The organism is Actinoplanes sp. TFC3 (assembly GCF_001553785.1).
GTDB lineage: Bacteria > Actinomycetota > Actinomycetes > Mycobacteriales > Micromonosporaceae > Actinoplanes.
Window position 1 is genome coordinate 1,528,165 of sequence record NZ_LOJP01000001.1, and the last position, 15,234, is coordinate 1,543,398.

Genomic DNA, 15,234 nt, shown 5'->3' on the forward strand with positions numbered 1-15,234 from the left:
TGTTTGGTGGGGTGTCGTGGGGTTGTGGGTTGGTTGTTGGTTGAGAATTGCACAGTGGACGCGAGCATCTTGTTTTCTGTGGTTAAGTTGTCAAGGGCGAACGGTGGATGCCTTGGCACCAGGAGCCGATGAAGGACGTGGGAGGCCGCGATAGGCCTGGGGGAGCTGTCAACCTAGCTGTGATCCCAGGGTGTCCGAATGGGGGAACCTGGCACGAGTCATGTCGTGTCACCTGCATCTGAATTCATAGGGTGTAGGGGGGAACGCGGGGAAGTGAAACATCTCAGTACCCGTAGGAAGAGAAAACAATTTAGTGATTCCGTGAGTAGTGGCGAGCGAAAGCGGATGTAGCCTAAACCTTGCGTGTGTGATACCTGTCAGGGGTTGCGCGTGGGGGGTTGTGGGATCTGTTTTCTGTGTCTGACAGTGCAGAGAAGAGTTATAAAGTTGCATGTTAGTCGAATGGTGTGGGAAAGCCAGCCGTAGACGGTGAGAGCCCGGTAGGCGAAAATGTGTGACCTCTTTACAGATATCCCGAGTAGCAGCGGACTCCTGAAATCTGCTGTGAATCTGCCAGGACCACCTGGTAAGGCTGAATACTTCCTGGTGACCGATAGCGGACGAGTACCGTGAGGGAATGGTGAAAAGTACCCCGGGAGGGGAGTGAAATAGTACCTGAAACCGTTCGCCTACAATCCGTCAGAGCCTTTCGGGGTGATGGCGTGCCTTTTGAAGAATGAGCCTGCGAGTTAGTGGCATGTGGCGAGGTTAACCCGTGGGGGGTAGCCGTAGCGAAAGCGAGTCTGAAGAGGGCGTTTGAGTCGCATGTTCTAGACCCGAAGCGGGGTGATCTAGCCATGGGCAGGTTGAAGCGTGGGTAAGACTGCGTGGAGGACCGAACCCACCAACGTTGAAAAGTTGGGGGATGACCTGTGGTTAGGGGTGAAAGGCCAATCAAACTCCGTGATAGCTGGTTCTCCCCGAAATGCATTTAGGTGCAGCGTCGTGTGTTTCTTGCCGGAGGTAGAGCACTGGATGGTCTAGGGGGCCTACAAGCTTACCGAAATCAGCCAAACTCCGAATGCCGGTAAGTGAGAGCGCGGCAGTGAGACTGCGGGGGATAAGCTTCGTAGTCGAGAGGGAAACAGCCCAGATCACCAGCTAAGGCCCCTAAGCGTGTGCTAAGTGGAAAAGGATGTGGGGTCGCTTAGACAACCAGGAGGTTGGCTTAGAAGCAGCCATCCTTTAAAGAGTGCGTAATAGCTCACTGGTCAAGTGGTTCCGCGCCGACAATGTAGCGGGGCTCAAGCACACCGCCGAAGCTGTGGCATTCACATGGTAGCCCGGTGGGAACTTTCGGGTTTTCATCCAGGTGTGTGGATGGGTAGGGGAGCGTCGTATAGCGGGTGAAGCGCCGGGGTGACCCAGGTGTGGACGCTATACGAGTGAGAATGCAGGCATGAGTAGCGAATGAAGGGTGAGAAACCCTTCCGCCGGATGACCAAGGGTTCCAGGGCCAGGCTAATCCGCCCTGGGTGAGTCGGGGCCTAAGGCGAGGCCGAGAGGCGTAGTCGATGGATAACGGGTTGATATTCCCGTACCCGCGTAGGAGCGCCCAAGACGAACCCACCTGTACTAACCACGCGAAGTGCCGGCGGTTTTCGGACCTATGGTATGGAGTCTGGGATCTTGGGTGGTAGTAGTTTAGTGATGGGGTGACGCAGGAAGGTAGCTGATCCCGGCCGGTGGTTGTGCCGGGGTAAGCGTGTAGCCCGATGTGTAGGTAAATCCGCATGTCATGTGGGTGAGACGTGATGCCGAGCCGTTCAGGTGAAGTCAGTGATCCTATGCTGCCGAGAAAAGCCTCTAGCGATGTTCCGAGCGGCCCGTACCCTAAACCGACACAGGTGGTCAGGTAGAGAATACCGAGGCGACGGGCGAACTGTGGTTAAGGAACTCGGCAAATTGCCCCCGTAACTTAGGGAGAAGGGGGGCCGGACGCGTGAAGCCCCGTGCGGGTGGAGCGTGGTATGGCCGCAGAGAGCAGGGGGAAGCGACTGTTTACTAAAAACACAGGTCCATGCGAAGTCGTAAGACGATGTATATGGACTGACGCCTGCCCGGTGCTGGAACGTTAAGGGGACCTGTTAGCCTTTCGGGGCGAGGCGGAGAACTTAAGCGCCAGTAAACGGCGGTGGTAACTATAACCATCCTAAGGTAGCGAAATTCCTTGTCGGGTAAGTTCCGACCTGCACGAATGGCGTAACGACTTCCCCACTGTCTCAACCACAGGCCCGGCGAAATTGCAGTACGAGTAAAGATGCTCGTTACGCGCGGCAGGACGGAAAGACCCCGGGACCTTTACTATAGCTTGACATTGGTATCTGAATGTAATTGTGTAGGATAGGTGGGAGCCGGTGAAGCTCGGACGCCAGTTCGGGTGGAGGCAATCTTGAAATACCACTCTGTTGGATTTGGGTATCTAACTTCGGGCCCTGATCGGGTCCAGGGACAGTGTCTGGTGGGTAGTTTAACTGGGGCGGTTGCCTCCTAAAGGGTAACGGAGGCGCCCAAAGGTTCCCTCAGCCTGGTTGGCAATCAGGTGTTGAGTGTAAGTACATAAGGGAGCTTGACTGTGAGACTGACAGGTCGAGCAGGGACGAAAGTCGGGACTAGTGATCCGGCACTTGCGTGTGGAAGCGGTGTCGCTCAACGGATAAAAGGTACCCCGGGGATAACAGGCTGATCTTCCCCAAGAGTCCATATCGACGGGATGGTTTGGCACCTCGATGTCGGCTCGTCGCATCCTGGGGCTGTAGCAGGTCCCAAGGGTTGGGCTGTTCGCCCATTAAAGCGGTACGCGAGCTGGGTTTAGAACGTCGTGAGACAGTTCGGTCCCTATCCGCCGTGCGCGTTGGATACTTGAGAAGGGCTGTCCCTAGTACGAGAGGACCGGGACGGACGAACCTCTGGTGTGCCAGTTGTCCCGCCAGGGGCACGGCTGGTTAGCTACGTTCGGAAGGGATAACCGCTGAAAGCATCTAAGCGGGAAGCTCGCTTCGAGATGAGGTATCCCACCACCTTCGAGTGGGTAAGGCCCCCAGCTAGACGACTGGGTTGATAGGCCGGAAATGTAAGCCAGGTAACTGGTTCAGTTGACCGGTACTAATAGGCCGAGGGCTTAACCACACCAAACTTTTTGCTCAACGCGTCCACTGTGTGATTCACAGCAAACAACCCACCCACCCCCACCAACCACGTCCCGTAAGGGATGTTGGTGTGACGGGGGTGCTGGTGATGGTTTCGCTGACAGCTGTTTCGGTGGTCATAGCGGAGGGGAAACGCCCGGTCTCATTCCGAACCCGGAAGCTAAGCCCTCCAGCGCCGATGGTACTGCACTCGGGAGGGTGTGGGAGAGTAGGACGCCGCCGGACTCAACGTCAGAAACGCCCGTTCAGATTCATATCTGAACGGGCGTTTCTGTGTATACCGAAAAGGATAAGAAATGCCCGCTCAGGCTTCCTGCCGGAGCGGGCATTTCTGCGTGCACGGCCTATTGCTGCGTGCACGGCCTATTGCCTTGAGCCGGGCATTTTCGCGTGCACGGCTTATTGCTTGAGCTGGGGACCCAACCGCAAAGGCAAGACAACGGCCGGCCAACCTCCCGCCCGAGCCAGCCGCGCCAATCGACCCGGCGAACGGATTACCCCCGGGTTTGAGAGGCGTCGCGGATCTGCTGAAGAAGGGTTGCCGCTTCGGGCTCGGGTCGGCCAGGGAACATGGCCAGGGCGAGGCTTCCGTGGTCGGCCCAGCCGCACACTGACATGTCGGCGTCGTCCGTTTTGGTTTTTCCGCACTTCATGGTGCCACCGAGTTTGCCGGCCGGGACGTCGTGAAGACCGGTCACTGCGCCCTGGTCGTCCGAGATGAGTTCGAACGCCGTCTCCAGGTCGCTTCCCGGCGTCCAGATCAGGGTTGTGCCGCCGAAGAACAGAACATCGTTGGCGCTGCCGTCGGAGTAGACGCCGCCTACCGCGTTGTCGAGGTCGACCTCCGCTGACAGTGCCGTTTGCAGGTAGTCCGCGGTTGACTTGCCCTGCTCCGAGGTGTCCAGCTTGAGATTGCCGACTGACTGCGGGGCCGTGAGGGTCGCGTCCTTTTCCGCGGCGATGCGCCAACCGGCGTACCCGATGGCTCCTGCTCCGGCCAAAGCGACCGCCAGCAGGGAGGCAAGCACGATGGTCTTGGTCCGCGACCTGGGCTTCTGCTCCTCGTGCTCCTCGTCCGCGGCCTCGATAAGGGCGAACGGCTCCGCGGAGATCTCCATGGGCTCGGTGGCTCCCGAGGGCGAACCGGAAGTAGCCCGCGAGGGCGCACCGGAAGTAGCCGCCGAGGGCGAACCAGTGGCAGCCGCCGAGGGCCCGCTGGAGGCAGCCGCGGAGGGCGCTACAGAGTCGGTCGGGTCGGGCATCGTGCGAGCCTAACAACAGTTATCCACAGGCGGGGCGGCCGGACGCAGCGCTTCGCTGATGGCTCCGTAAACTTGGTGGGTGACCGAAGCGACCGATACCCGTACCCCCGACAGCCGGCCCTCCGGTGGCCTTTCTGCCCAGTATCAGCCGGGCGAGGTAGAGCAGCGGCGGTATGAGCACTGGGTATCGTCCGGCTACTTCGCGGCCGACCCGGCCAGCGACAAGCCGCCATTTTCCATTGTGATCCCGCCGCCCAACGTGACCGGATCCTTGCACGTCGGGCACGCGCTGGACCACACGATCCAGGACACCCTGAGCCGCCTGAAGCGGATGCAGGGCTTCGAGGTCCTCTGGCTCCCGGGCATGGACCACGCCGGCATCGCCACCCAGAACGTGGTTGAGCGCCAGCTCGCCGCGCAGAAACTCTCCCGTCACGACCTGGGCCGCGAGGCGTTCGTGGAGAAGGTGTGGGAATGGAAGGCCGAGTCCGGCGGGGCGATCCTCGGGCAGATGCGCCGTCTCGGCGACTCCGTTGACTGGAGTCGCGAGCGGTTCACCATGGACGAGGGGTTGTCGCGCGCCGTTCAGACCATCTTCAAGCGGCTGTACGACGACGGGCTCATCTATCGCGCCAACCGCATCATCAACTGGTGTCCGCGCTGCCTCACTGCGCTGAGCGACATCGAGGTTGAGCACACCGAAGATGACGGCGAGCTTGTCTCCATCCGCTACGGCGACGGGGACAACGCCATCGTGGTGGCCACCACCCGGGCCGAGACGATGCTGGGTGACACCGCGGTGGCCGTGCACCCCGATGACGAGCGGTACAAGCACCTGATCGGCACCGAGGTCGAGCTGCCGCTGACCGGGCGGCGCATTCCGATCGTGGCTGACGAGCATGTCGACCCCGGCTTCGGGACCGGTGCGGTGAAGGTCACGCCGGCGCACGACCCCAACGACTTCGAGATCGGTCAGCGGCATGACCTGCCGAGCCTCACGATCATGGATGAGCGTGCGGTGGTCACGGTGCCGGGTCCGTTCGAGGGCCTTGACCGGTACGAAGCCCGCCCGGCGATCGTCGCAGCCTTGCGGGAGCAAGGTCGCATCGTGGCGGAGAAGCGGCCTTATGTGCACTCGGTGGGCCACTGCTCGCGGTGCAAGACCACGGTCGAGCCCCGGCTCTCGCTGCAGTGGTTCGTGAACACCCAGCCGCTGGCCAAGGCGGCCGGAGACGCGGTGCGCGACGGGCGGGTCAAGATCGAGCCCGCGGAGCTGTCCAAGCGCTACTTCGCCTGGGTCGACAACATGCATGACTGGTGCATCTCGCGTCAGCTGTGGTGGGGTCACCGCATCCCGGTCTGGTACGGCCCCAACGGCGAAGTCGTGTGCGTCGGACCCGACGAGCAGCCGCCCACCGGTGCGGGCTGGCAGCAGGACGAGGACGTGCTCGACACCTGGTTCTCCTCGGGCCTCTGGCCGTTCTCGACGATGGGGTGGCCCGAGCAGACCGGCACGCTGGCCAAGTTCTACCCGACCAGCGTGCTGGTCACCGGCTACGACATCCTGTTCTTCTGGGTCGCCCGGATGATGATGTTCGGCCTGTACGCCATGGACGGGGTGCAGCCGTTCAACGTGGTGAACCTGCACGGCATGGTGCGCGACGGGCACGGCAAGAAGATGTCGAAGTCGTTCGGCAACGTGGTGGACCCGCTGGACTGGATCGAGCGCTACGGTGCCGACGCGACGCGGTTCACGCTTGCTCGCGGTGCCAACCCAGGTTCGGACGTACCGATCAGCGAAGAGTGGTGTCAGGGCTCCCGCAACTTCTGCAACAAGCTCTGGAATGCCACGCGCTTCGCCCTGATGAACGGTGCGACGGTCGAAGGTGACCTGCCGGCGCCGAGCGAGCTGTCGTCGGTCGACACGTGGATCCTGTCGCGGCTGCAGCACGTGATCGGCGAGGTGGACGAGCTGTTCGCTGCGTACGAGTACGCGAAGGTCTGCGACGTGCTCTACCACTTCGCGTGGGACGACGTCTGCGACTGGTACGTGGAGCTGAGCAAGCCCGTGCTCTCCGGCGACACTCCCGAGGCGGCCCTGTCGCGCCGGGTGCTCGGGCACGTCCTGGACCAGTTGCTGCGGCTGCTGCACCCGGTCATCCCGTTCGTCACGGAGGAGCTGTGGACCGTGCTCACCGGCGGCGAGACGCTGACGCGGGCGGCCTGGCCCACCGTCGACAAGGTGCTGATCGACGACGCCGCCGAGGAGGAGATCGCCGCCCTGCAGAAGGTGGTCACCGAGGTCCGGCGCTTCCGCTCCGACCAGGGCCTGCGCCCCGGCCAGCGGGTCAGCGCCGCGCTCACCGGGCTGGGCAACGTCGGCATCGACACCCACGAGCCGCTGATCCGGTCGCTGGCCCGCCTCGACGCGCCCGCGCCGGACTTCACGGCCACGGCCACGCTGGCGGTCACCGGGGGCATCACCGTCGACCTTGACACCCGCGGCACGATCGACGTCGCGGCCGAGCGCGCCCGGCTCGACAAGGACCGGGTCGCCGCCGAGAAGGAAGCGGCGCAGTGCCGCGGCAAGCTTGGCAACGAGGCGTTCGTCGGCAAGGCACCCGAACAGGTGGTTGCCAAGATCAAAGACCGGCTCGCCACGGCCGAGGCCGACCTGGCGAGAATTGCGAAGGCTCTGGAAGCGTTGCCTGCATCATGAGCACTTACGAAGAAGTGGTGACCGCGCTCGACGGGCGCGGGTTCACCCGCATGGCCTTCGACATGCAGAAGATCCGCGACCTGATGGACGTGCTGGGCAGTCCACAGCGGGCGTACCCGGCAATTCATTTGACCGGGACCAACGGCAAGACCTCGACCGCCCGGATGATCGACAGCCTGCTGCGGGCGCACGGGCTGCACACCGGGCGCTACACGAGCCCGCATCTGGAAACTGTGCGCGAGCGGATCAGCCTCGACGGCGAGCCGGTGAGCGAGGAACGGCTGGCGGCCACCTTCGACGAGGTGGCCCCGCTGGCCGACTTGATCGACCAGCGCGCGGCCGAGCCGCTTACCTACTTCGACATGACCACGGCGATGGCGTACGCGGCGTTCGCGGACGCCCCGGTCGACATCGCGGTCGTCGAGGTGGGCCTGGGTGGCGAGGAGGACGCGACAAACGTCATCGAGGCGGGGGTGTGCGTGATCACCCCGATCGGGCTGGACCACACCGAGTGGCTCGGCGACACGATCGAGGACATCGCCTGGGCCAAGGCCGGCATCATCCACAAGGGTGCCACCGTGATCACAGCGCTGCAGACCGAGGAGGCGATGCGACCGCTGCTGGAACGCACCGCCGAGATGGGGGCGACGCTGGCGCGCGAAGGCAGCGAGTTCGGCGTGGTCCAGCGCGACCAGGCAGTCGGCGGCCAACTGCTGACCCTGCAGGGCCTGGGTGGCGTCTACGACGAGATCTTCCTGCCGCTGTTCGGCGCCCATCAAGCCCAGAACGCGGCGCTCGCGCTAGCTGCCGTGGAGGCGTTCCTCGGGGCGGGTGCCAACAGACAGCTCGAGGCGGATCTCGTACGGGAAGGCTTCGCGGCTGTTGACTCTCCGGGTCGCCTGGAACGGGTCCGCAGCGCGCCCACGATCCTGCTGGACGGCGCCCACAACCCGCACGGCATGGCGGCAACGGTGAACGCCCTCGAGGAAGAGTTCGCGTTCCGCCACCTGGTCGCGGTCGTGGCGGTGCTCGGCGACAAGGACGTGTCCGGGCTGCTCGAACTGATGGAACCGCTGGTGGCCCGGCTGGTGGTGACGCAGAACAGCTCGCCGCGCTCGATGCCGGTCACCGAGCTGGCCCAGATCGCGTCGGACATCTTCGGCGAGGACCGGGTGACCGTCACCCAGACCATGCCGGATGCCATCGAGGAAGCCGTGGTGCTGGCCGAGGAGGACACCGACGGTGAGCTGAGCGGCGTGGGCGTGCTGATCACGGGCTCGGTCGTCACGGTGGCCGACGCGCGGAAGCTGCTGAAGAAATGACCGAGCCGCGGCGATCCGGACTGAAAAATCCAGCCGCAGCCGTACGGGGGCTGGGCGCCGGCACCCTCACGCTCGAAGCGATCGTGCTGCTGCTGGCGATCCAGCCCATCCGCATCTTCGGCGGCCACCTCAGCGGCTGGGGCATCGGCGCAGTGATCGGCCTGGCCGTGCTCGCGGCGCTGCTGGCGGGCAGCATGAAGCGCAAGTGGGCCTGGCCGGCCGGCACGGTTCTGCAAGCGCTGCTGCTCGCGTGCGTCTTCCTGCACTGGTCACTGGGCGCCCTCGGCCTCATCTTCGGAGCCGCGTGGGCGTACGCCTTGTACGTACGGCGAACGATTGAAGGCCGTTAGCGAATTGCCTTCCACTGGGTGATCGCGATGTTGTGATTGTCGGGATCGTGGAACGAGGCCGCCCAGAGCTCCAGCTTGTCGCCGCGGCTGACCGGGCGCGGGCCGTGGACAAAAGCCACACCTTTGCGCTTGAGCTCCTCGAAAACCCCCTCCACCTCGCCGACCTCGAGGTTCAGGTAGATCAACCGCCCGACGGCCGACAGATCATGCACGGCGCGCAGCACCAGCCGGGTGTCACCCGAGGCCAAAACGGCACTGCCGGGGCCGGCATCGATCTCGTAGAACCCAAGCATGTCCTTGTAGAACGCAATCGACCGTGCAAGATCCGTTACCAGCACGGTGATGCCTACGCCATGGATCGCCCCTGACGCGCCGGGACGGGCACTGGGGTACGCGGTGATGAGATCGTCTGCCAGGTGGGTGCGGTCCCCTGGTTCGAAGCCGCCTTTCAGGTCGGTCCAGGGGGAGGGACGGCGCTGTTGCGGGGTGGGTGGCTGGGGCTGGTCGGGGTGCTGGGGTACGGGGGCTGATGCTGAGGCGGTACCCACGGCGGGGGTTCCGGTTCGCCGCCCAGCAGGTCGTCGTCGGGGAGGTCTTCCTCGTACATGGTGGGCGGGCCGTTGGTGACGGTGGCCTCGCGGGTCTCGGCCTCGTCCCAGTCGATTTTGACCCGGCGCAGGTCGTCGACGTCCACGGTGATCGGGATGATGTCGCCGGCGATGGGCCATTTGGCTACGGGTACGCGCGGATCCCGGACGGTGACTTCCTCGTTGGGCAGGCCCGGCGCCATGATCAGGATGCGCAGCTCCGCGCGTCCGTAGATCGAGGTGGCGGGGCGTTCCGAGACCGCTCTGACCTGGGCGTTTCCGGACACCCAGGCGCGGGCGCCGCGGCTGGCCACGTTGACTATGCCGATGCCGATGGCCAGCGCGAGCATGGCCGCGCCCAGCGCGACGATTGCCCAGCTGGACATGCCTAGACCGAACAGCATCACGAAGGCCGCGATCGTGCCGATGACCCCGGCCACGAGCTTGCGGGCCGGCGCGACAGGCCTGCCGTTCTGGTTCGCCACAGTGGACCTCCCGGTGGTCCGGTCACGAGAACTGACCGGATCGTGCTGCATTACCCGTCAGGTTACGTAGCGGCACCCACGGGTGGAAAGTGCGCAGGCGGGCGGTTGGCTTCCACGGGGAAAGGTGGTTGCCGAACGCGGAAAACGCGGTACCGATAGGCTGACATCTCGTAATGCCGAACCCGGCGTGCCGCGTTGGTCAGGAGGCCTCAGCCGTGTCCACCAGCCCTGTTGGCGAGCGCTCGCTCGTGCTTGTCAAGCCCGATGCGCTGCGGCGCGGCCTGCTGGGGGAGATCCTCGGCCGCTTCGAGCGCAAGGGGCTCGTGATCGAGGCCCTCGAGGTGCGCACCATGGACGCCGAGCTGGCCGACCAGCACTACGCCGAGCACGTGGACAAGGGCTTCTATCCGCCGCTCAAGGAGTTCATGACCAGCGGGCCGCTGGCCGCGCTGGTGCTCTCCGGCGACGAGGTGATCTCCGTGGTCCGCGAGATGATCGGCGCCACCGACGGTCGCAAAGCCGCCGCCGGCACCATCCGCGGTGACCTGGCCCTTTCCAACCGCGAAAACCTGGTGCACGCCTCCGACGGCCCGGACAGCGCGAAGCGCGAGCTTGCCCTCTGGTTCCCCAACCTCTGAGCGAACGCCAGACCACGCCGGAGCGTTCCGCCCGAGGCAACCGGGTATTCATGTCGGGCCGGTAGACCGGCGGTATGACCTCGATTGATCGACGTAGTTTGCTGCAGGCTGGGCTGGTGGGTGGCGTGCTCGGGGCGCTGCCCGGTGGGTCCGCCCTGGCCACGGGTTCCGGACCGGCGCTGGGTGGGCCCGTCGCCGGCCCGCGAGCTGGCTCAACAATTCCGGGACGAAATGCCGCGAGGCCCGTTCTCACTCATGGGGTGCAGAGCGGCGATGCCACCGCCGATTCCGCGGTTGTGTGGTCGCGGGCGGATCGGCCGGGCCGGCTGTGGGTGCAGGTCAGCCGGCGGCCTGACCTGCGCGGGGGGCGGCGGTTGCGGGGGCCGGTGGTCACGCCGGACGGTGACTTCACGGGCAAGGTGCGGCTGCGCAACCTTCCATCCGGCGAGCGCCTTTACTATTCCGTACGCGTGGAGAGCCTGGACGGTGTCTTCAGTCAACCCATCATGGGGCAGCTCACCACCGCTCCTGCCCGGCGTCAGGACGTCTCGTTCGTGTGGACGGGGGACGTGGTCGGGCAGGGGTGGGGCATCGATCCGGCGTACGGCGGGCTGAAGATCTTCGAATCCATGCGCCGGCGGCGGCCTGACTTCTTGCTGCACAGCGGTGACACGGTGTACGCCGATGGGCCCCTGACCGCGCAGGTGACGTTGCCGGACGGGCGGATCTGGCGGAACCTGATGACCGAGGCCAAGTCCAAGGTTGCCGAGACACTGCAGGAGTACCGCGGGCAGTATGCCTACAACCTGCTCGATGACGCGTACAAGGCGTTCGTGGCCGAGGTGCCTCAGATCAACCAGTGGGACGACCACGAGGTGGTGAACAACTGGTACCCGGGCGAGATCCTGGACGACGCCCGGTACGGCGAGAAGCGGGTTGACGTGCTGGCCCGGCGCGCGCACCGGGCGTACCACGAATGGGTTCCGATTCCCTCGGCCAGCGGGCCGGTCTACCGCAAGATCTCGCACGGGCCGCTGCTGGACGTGTTCGTGCTGGACATGCGCACCTTCAAGGACCGCAACAACGACGTCACCTACGCCGACCCCAAGCGTGGTCTGCTCGGCCGTGAGCAGCGCGAATGGCTGATCCGGGGGCTCAAGGACTCGAAGGCCACCTGGAAGGTGATCGCCAACGATCTGCCGCTGGGCACCGTGGTGCCGGACACCCCGAGCGGGCAGGAGGGCGTCGCGCAGGGCGAGCCGGGGGCGCCGGAGGGGCGCGAGCTGGAGTTCGCGCAGGTCCTGCAGGCGGCGCACCGGGCCAGGGTGAGCGGCATCGTGTTCCTGACGGCCGACGTGCACTACAGTGCGGCGCATCACTACGACCCGGCTCGGGCCTCGGTGCAGGACTTCACGCCGTTCTGGGAGTTCGTCTCCGGACCCGCGCATGCCGGTGCTTTCGGGCCCAATGCGCTCGATGGGACATTTGGCCCGAACACCGCTTTCATTCACACACCGCCGGTGGCTAACGCTTCTCCGGCCGAGGGTTTCCAGCATTTCGGCGAGGTGCGCATCGACGGTCGTACGAAGGCGTTGTCGGTCGATTTACGCGATCGCGACGGGGTGTCACTCTGGAGTACGACGCTCCCGGCTCCCCGATAACGCTCCGCCGGGTTCGGCATTTGCCGCCTTGCGCGGTCAGTGCCGAGCCCGGTTGCCAAGCTCACCGGCAGGTTCCCCGGCGGCGTCGGATAATGTCCTACCGCCCCCCACTACGAAAGTCCCGCCGGAGGAACACGTTGCCGCTGCTCTACACGATCGGCAAATTCACTGTCGGTAACACGATGAAGCTCGGCTGGCGACCCCACGTCGAGGGCCTCGAGCACATCCCGGTCACCGGTGGCGCGATCTTCGCCGGCAATCATCTGTCCGTCGCCGACGAGCTGTTCCTGGGCGCCGTCGTGCCGCGCCACCTGGCCTTCTGGGCTAAGGAGGAGTACTTCAAGGGCGACGGCTTCGGTGGCAAGATCACCAAGTTCGTCATGCACGGGCTCGGCGCCATCAAGGTCGAGCGGGCCGGCGGCCGGGCCGCCCTGGCCGCCTTCGACGGGGCCGTTCCGGTGCTCCAGGCCGGTGACCTGGTGGTCGTCTACCCCGAGGGCACGCGCTCACCCGACGGCAAGCTCTACCGCGGCCGCACGGGCGTGGCTCGCCTGGCCATCGCAGCCGGCGTGCCGATCATCCCGGTAGGCATGCTGGGCACGGACAAGGTCCAGCCGATCGGGCACCGCTTCCCCAAGCTGACGAAGGAAAAGGTGACCATCAAGTTCGGCGAGCCCATCGACGTCACCGGGCGCCCCGACGACCGCAGCGCGCTGCGTGCCCTCACCGACGAGGTGATGGGCGAGATCCAGAAGCTGACCGGCCAGGAGTACGTCCCCAGGTACTCCCCGAAGAAAGAAGGCTAGGGCGCCTTACTGCCCCTCGACTTCTCTTGCTCGACGACGGCTTCGAGATCGGCGAGGCGGCGTAGCCCGTTCATCGGCTGCCGCATGCGGTGGTTGCCCTCCAGCTTCGACTCGTTGCGCTCCAGGAAGGACCAGTAGCCCGCCGTGAACGGGCACGCGTCCTCGCCCACGCGCACCTTCGGGTCGTACCGGCAGCCACCGCAGTAGTCGCTCATCCGGTTGATGTAGGCACCGCCGGCCGCGTACGGCTTGGTGCTCATCCGCCCGGCATCGGCGTACTGGCTCATGCCGACCACGTTCGCGGTCATCACCCACTCGTAGCCGTCGACGAATGCCCGATGGAACCAGTCGGCCATCGCCCCGGGCTTCCAGCCTCGCTGCAACGCGTAGTTCCCCAGCACCATCAGCCGCGGGATGTGATGCACCCAGCCGCGGTCCCGCACGCCGCTCAGCACGTCGGAAAGGCACCGGGCTTGCACCGCGCCGGCGTCCAGCTCGGCGAACCACTTCGGCAACGCCTTCTGCGCGCGCAGCTCGTTCGAGCGGCGGTAGTCCGGCTCGAAGTACCAGTACAGGTGCCAGATGAAGTCGCGCCAGCCGATGATCTGCCGGACAAAGCCTTCCACGCTGTTCAGCGGCGCCTCGCCGGAACGGTAGGCGGCCTCCGCGAGCTCCACGATCTCCAGCGGATCGAGCAGGCCCAGGTTGAGCGGCGCGCTGAGCATGCTGTGCGCCATCAGCGGGTCACCGGCGAGCATCGCGTCCTCGTAAGGCCCGAATGCCGGCAACCGATGCGTCACGAAATGCTCCAGCCGCGCCAGCGCCTCCACGCGCGTCGCGGGGAAAAGGCGAGGGCCGTCCCGGCCGAGGAACTCAATGCCATCGTCCCGCTGCCAGCGATCAAGATCATCACGTACGGCCGCGTCGATCTCATCCTCCACGATCTCAGGAGGATCCGGTACGTCCAGACGTCCCGCCCCGCGCGGAGGCGGCTCCCGGTTGTCGGCGTCGAGGTTCCACTTGCCGCCGGCGGGCTCGGCGCCGTCCATGAGAATGCCGTGGCGCTGGCGAGCCTCGCGGTAGAAGTCCTCCATCTTCAGGCCCCGCCGCCCGTGGGCAAACGACACGAAGTCCTGCGGCGAGGTGGCAAAGCCGCGCGGGCCGAGCATCTCGACGTCCAATTTGCCGACCAGTTCCCGGGCGCCTCGCGAGGTGGGGTGGCACACGCTCAGGGGTTCCCGGCGTGCGCGGATCACTTCGGCGTAGGTCTCTGAACGTACAAAATCGGCTTGATCCGCCAGCTCCTGAGCCCGGTGCCGGAGCGCGGAAAGAACCAGATGCGCCTTCTGCCGGTGAAAGACCCGGCGCCGGAAGACGCCCTTGGACTCGATGAGCAGCACCGGCTGGCCCGGCTCGTCAAGAAAGTGCGGGCCGAGTTGGTCGGCGAACAGCCAGCGCCTGGTCATAAGGCCTGTCTACTAGATCAGGCCGTCCAAGGTGCGGTCGAACTTGGGGTTCAGCACAGCCGCGCGTAGATCGCCGGTGAGCTCGGCACTTTCCTTGACCGAGCGGCGCGTGAGGATCGTGGTCGCCAGGCTGCCGCGATCGGCCCAGGCGCACACGACGACGGTGTCACCACCGGAGCGCCCGGTGCCGCAGCGCGTGTGCACGCCGGTAACCCCGAGATCGTAGGCCTGCGCGTTCTTGATCACGAACTCGCCGGTCAGATGGTCCAGCTCGGCTTCGACGTCGGACTGCGGGGTGAGGCGCAGTCCGGTCGTACCGAAAATCTTGACGACCTTACCGTTCTTGTCGCTGTAAACCCCGGCAAAAGGGTCACCGCCGATGGTCACGGTGCCCTGCAGATCCTCGCTGAGGCGGTCGACGGCACTCTGCCCCTCATCGTCGGAGCGCAGATCGAGGTCGCCGATGCTCTGCGGAAGGGCGGCGCTGACCGGGTACTGCTCGGCCGTCGGGGAGAGGTAGTAGCCGGGGACGCCGCAGCAGCAGAGGGCGCTGAGCAGGGTGAATGCCAGGAAGCGGCGGCCTCGGCGGCGTTTGCGCTTGGGTTGCTGCTGTGGCTTCGACGGGGCCTTCGGAGCGGTCTTGGGCTGGGCTCGGTCGACGTATTTCGGCGCAGGCGGGGGGAGTGCGGGGCGTTGCTGATTTCGCTGGGGCTCCGGCCGGGGCTGGAC

At 65.2% G+C, this 15,234-nt stretch carries 11 protein-coding genes, 2 rRNA genes and 1 pseudogene; 9 read left to right on the forward strand and 5 right to left on the reverse strand.

What is annotated here, in order from left to right; all coding sequences use genetic code 11:
* Positions 1-80 precede the first annotated feature (80 nt).
* Positions 81-3,189: ribosomal RNA gene (locus TFC3_RS06970) — 23S ribosomal RNA — on the forward strand.
* Positions 3,190-3,317: 128 nt separating this feature from the next.
* Positions 3,318-3,434: ribosomal RNA gene (gene rrf, locus TFC3_RS06975) — 5S ribosomal RNA — on the forward strand.
* A 269-nt stretch (positions 3,435-3,703) separates the two neighbouring features.
* Here the strand turns inward: rrf and TFC3_RS06980 are convergent.
* A complete protein-coding gene (locus TFC3_RS06980; protein ID WP_067497102.1) occupies positions 3,704-4,327 on the reverse strand; it encodes a hypothetical protein in 624 nt (207 codons plus the stop codon).
* Between TFC3_RS06980 and TFC3_RS37820 the strand changes: the two genes are divergently transcribed.
* The 4 genes from TFC3_RS37820 to TFC3_RS06995 all read left to right on the forward strand — a co-directional run bounded on the left by TFC3_RS37820 (position 4,326) and on the right by TFC3_RS06995 (position 8,862).
* The gene (locus TFC3_RS37820; protein WP_161952547.1) at positions 4,326-4,484 is read left to right on the forward strand and encodes a hypothetical protein; all 159 of its coding nucleotides are present in this window, start codon (positions 4,326-4,328) and stop codon (positions 4,482-4,484) included. The two genes, TFC3_RS06980 and TFC3_RS37820, sit on opposite strands and share 2 nt — an antisense overlap.
* A 66-nt stretch (positions 4,485-4,550) precedes the next feature.
* Positions 4,551-7,190 carry a valine--tRNA ligase gene (locus tag TFC3_RS06985; protein WP_067497106.1) on the forward strand — a complete coding sequence of 880 codons (2,640 nt, stop codon included), beginning with the start codon at positions 4,551-4,553 and terminating at the stop codon, positions 7,188-7,190.
* On the forward strand, positions 7,187-8,512 hold the full coding sequence (locus tag TFC3_RS06990) for a folylpolyglutamate synthase/dihydrofolate synthase family protein (RefSeq protein WP_067497107.1): 1,326 nt from the start codon (positions 7,187-7,189) through the stop codon (positions 8,510-8,512). The genes TFC3_RS06985 and TFC3_RS06990 overlap by 4 nt, the downstream gene beginning before the upstream one ends.
* Positions 8,509-8,862, forward strand: coding sequence for a DUF4233 domain-containing protein (locus TFC3_RS06995; RefSeq protein ID WP_067497113.1), 354 nt, complete (start codon positions 8,509-8,511; stop codon positions 8,860-8,862). Before TFC3_RS06990 ends, TFC3_RS06995 begins: the two co-directional genes overlap by 4 nt.
* On the opposite strand, the gene TFC3_RS39125 is transcribed toward TFC3_RS06995, so the two are convergent.
* Both TFC3_RS39125 and TFC3_RS39130 read right to left on the reverse strand, forming a co-directional pair.
* Positions 8,859-9,200, reverse strand: coding sequence for a VOC family protein (locus tag TFC3_RS39125; RefSeq protein WP_236718018.1), 342 nt, complete (start codon positions 9,198-9,200; stop codon positions 8,859-8,861). The genes TFC3_RS06995 and TFC3_RS39125 overlap by 4 nt on opposite strands.
* Before the next feature lie 110 nt (positions 9,201-9,310).
* Positions 9,311-9,985 carry a hypothetical protein gene (locus TFC3_RS39130; protein ID WP_236718019.1) on the reverse strand — a complete coding sequence of 225 codons (675 nt, stop codon included), beginning with the start codon at positions 9,983-9,985 and terminating at the stop codon, positions 9,311-9,313.
* Positions 9,986-10,107: 122 nt separating this feature from the next.
* Here TFC3_RS39130 and ndk point away from each other — a divergent pair, with 122 nt between their 5' ends.
* From ndk to TFC3_RS07015, 3 genes are all read left to right on the forward strand, one after another.
* Complete coding sequence (gene ndk, locus TFC3_RS07005) at positions 10,108-10,572, forward strand: nucleoside-diphosphate kinase (protein WP_369819582.1); 465 nt, start codon at positions 10,108-10,110, stop codon at positions 10,570-10,572.
* Between the two features lie 74 nt (positions 10,573-10,646).
* On the forward strand, positions 10,647-12,233 hold the full coding sequence (locus TFC3_RS07010) for an alkaline phosphatase (RefSeq protein WP_067497119.1): 1,587 nt from the start codon (positions 10,647-10,649) through the stop codon (positions 12,231-12,233).
* A gap of 137 nt (positions 12,234-12,370) precedes the next feature.
* A complete protein-coding gene (locus TFC3_RS07015; protein WP_067497121.1) occupies positions 12,371-13,039 on the forward strand; it encodes a 1-acyl-sn-glycerol-3-phosphate acyltransferase in 669 nt (222 codons plus the stop codon).
* On the opposite strand, the gene TFC3_RS07020 is transcribed toward TFC3_RS07015, so the two are convergent.
* Together TFC3_RS07020 and TFC3_RS37825 are read right to left on the reverse strand one after the other, a co-directional pair.
* Entirely contained in the window at positions 13,036-14,505 is a 1,470-nt protein-coding gene (locus TFC3_RS07020) for a cryptochrome/photolyase family protein (RefSeq protein WP_067497123.1), read from the reverse strand. The genes TFC3_RS07015 and TFC3_RS07020 overlap by 4 nt on opposite strands.
* Before the next feature lie 12 nt (positions 14,506-14,517).
* Positions 14,518-15,234: pseudogene (locus TFC3_RS37825) on the reverse strand (hypothetical protein); the annotation flags it as partial.

Bases quoted from the DNA above. Each gene is read 5' to 3' on its own strand.
- ndk (WP_369819582.1), top strand. From the start codon at position 10,108: ATGCCGAACCCGGCGTGCCGCGTTGGTCAGGAGGCCTCAGCCGTGTCC.
- TFC3_RS39130 (WP_236718019.1), bottom strand. From the start codon at position 9,985: ATGCAGCACGATCCGGTCAGTTCTCGTGACCGGACCACCGGGAGGTCC.
- TFC3_RS06980 (WP_067497102.1), bottom strand. From the start codon at position 4,327: ATGGAGATCTCCGCGGAGCCGTTCGCCCTTATCGAGGCCGCGGACGAG.
- TFC3_RS07010 (WP_067497119.1), top strand. From the start codon at position 10,647: ATGACCTCGATTGATCGACGTAGTTTGCTGCAGGCTGGGCTGGTGGGT.
- TFC3_RS07020 (WP_067497123.1), bottom strand. From the start codon at position 14,505: ATGACCAGGCGCTGGCTGTTCGCCGACCAACTCGGCCCGCACTTTCTT.
- TFC3_RS37820 (WP_161952547.1), top strand. From the start codon at position 4,326: ATGGGCTCGGTGGCTCCCGAGGGCGAACCGGAAGTAGCCCGCGAGGGC.
- TFC3_RS06990 (WP_067497107.1), top strand. From the start codon at position 7,187: ATGAGCACTTACGAAGAAGTGGTGACCGCGCTCGACGGGCGCGGGTTC.
- TFC3_RS06995 (WP_067497113.1), top strand. From the start codon at position 8,509: ATGACCGAGCCGCGGCGATCCGGACTGAAAAATCCAGCCGCAGCCGTA.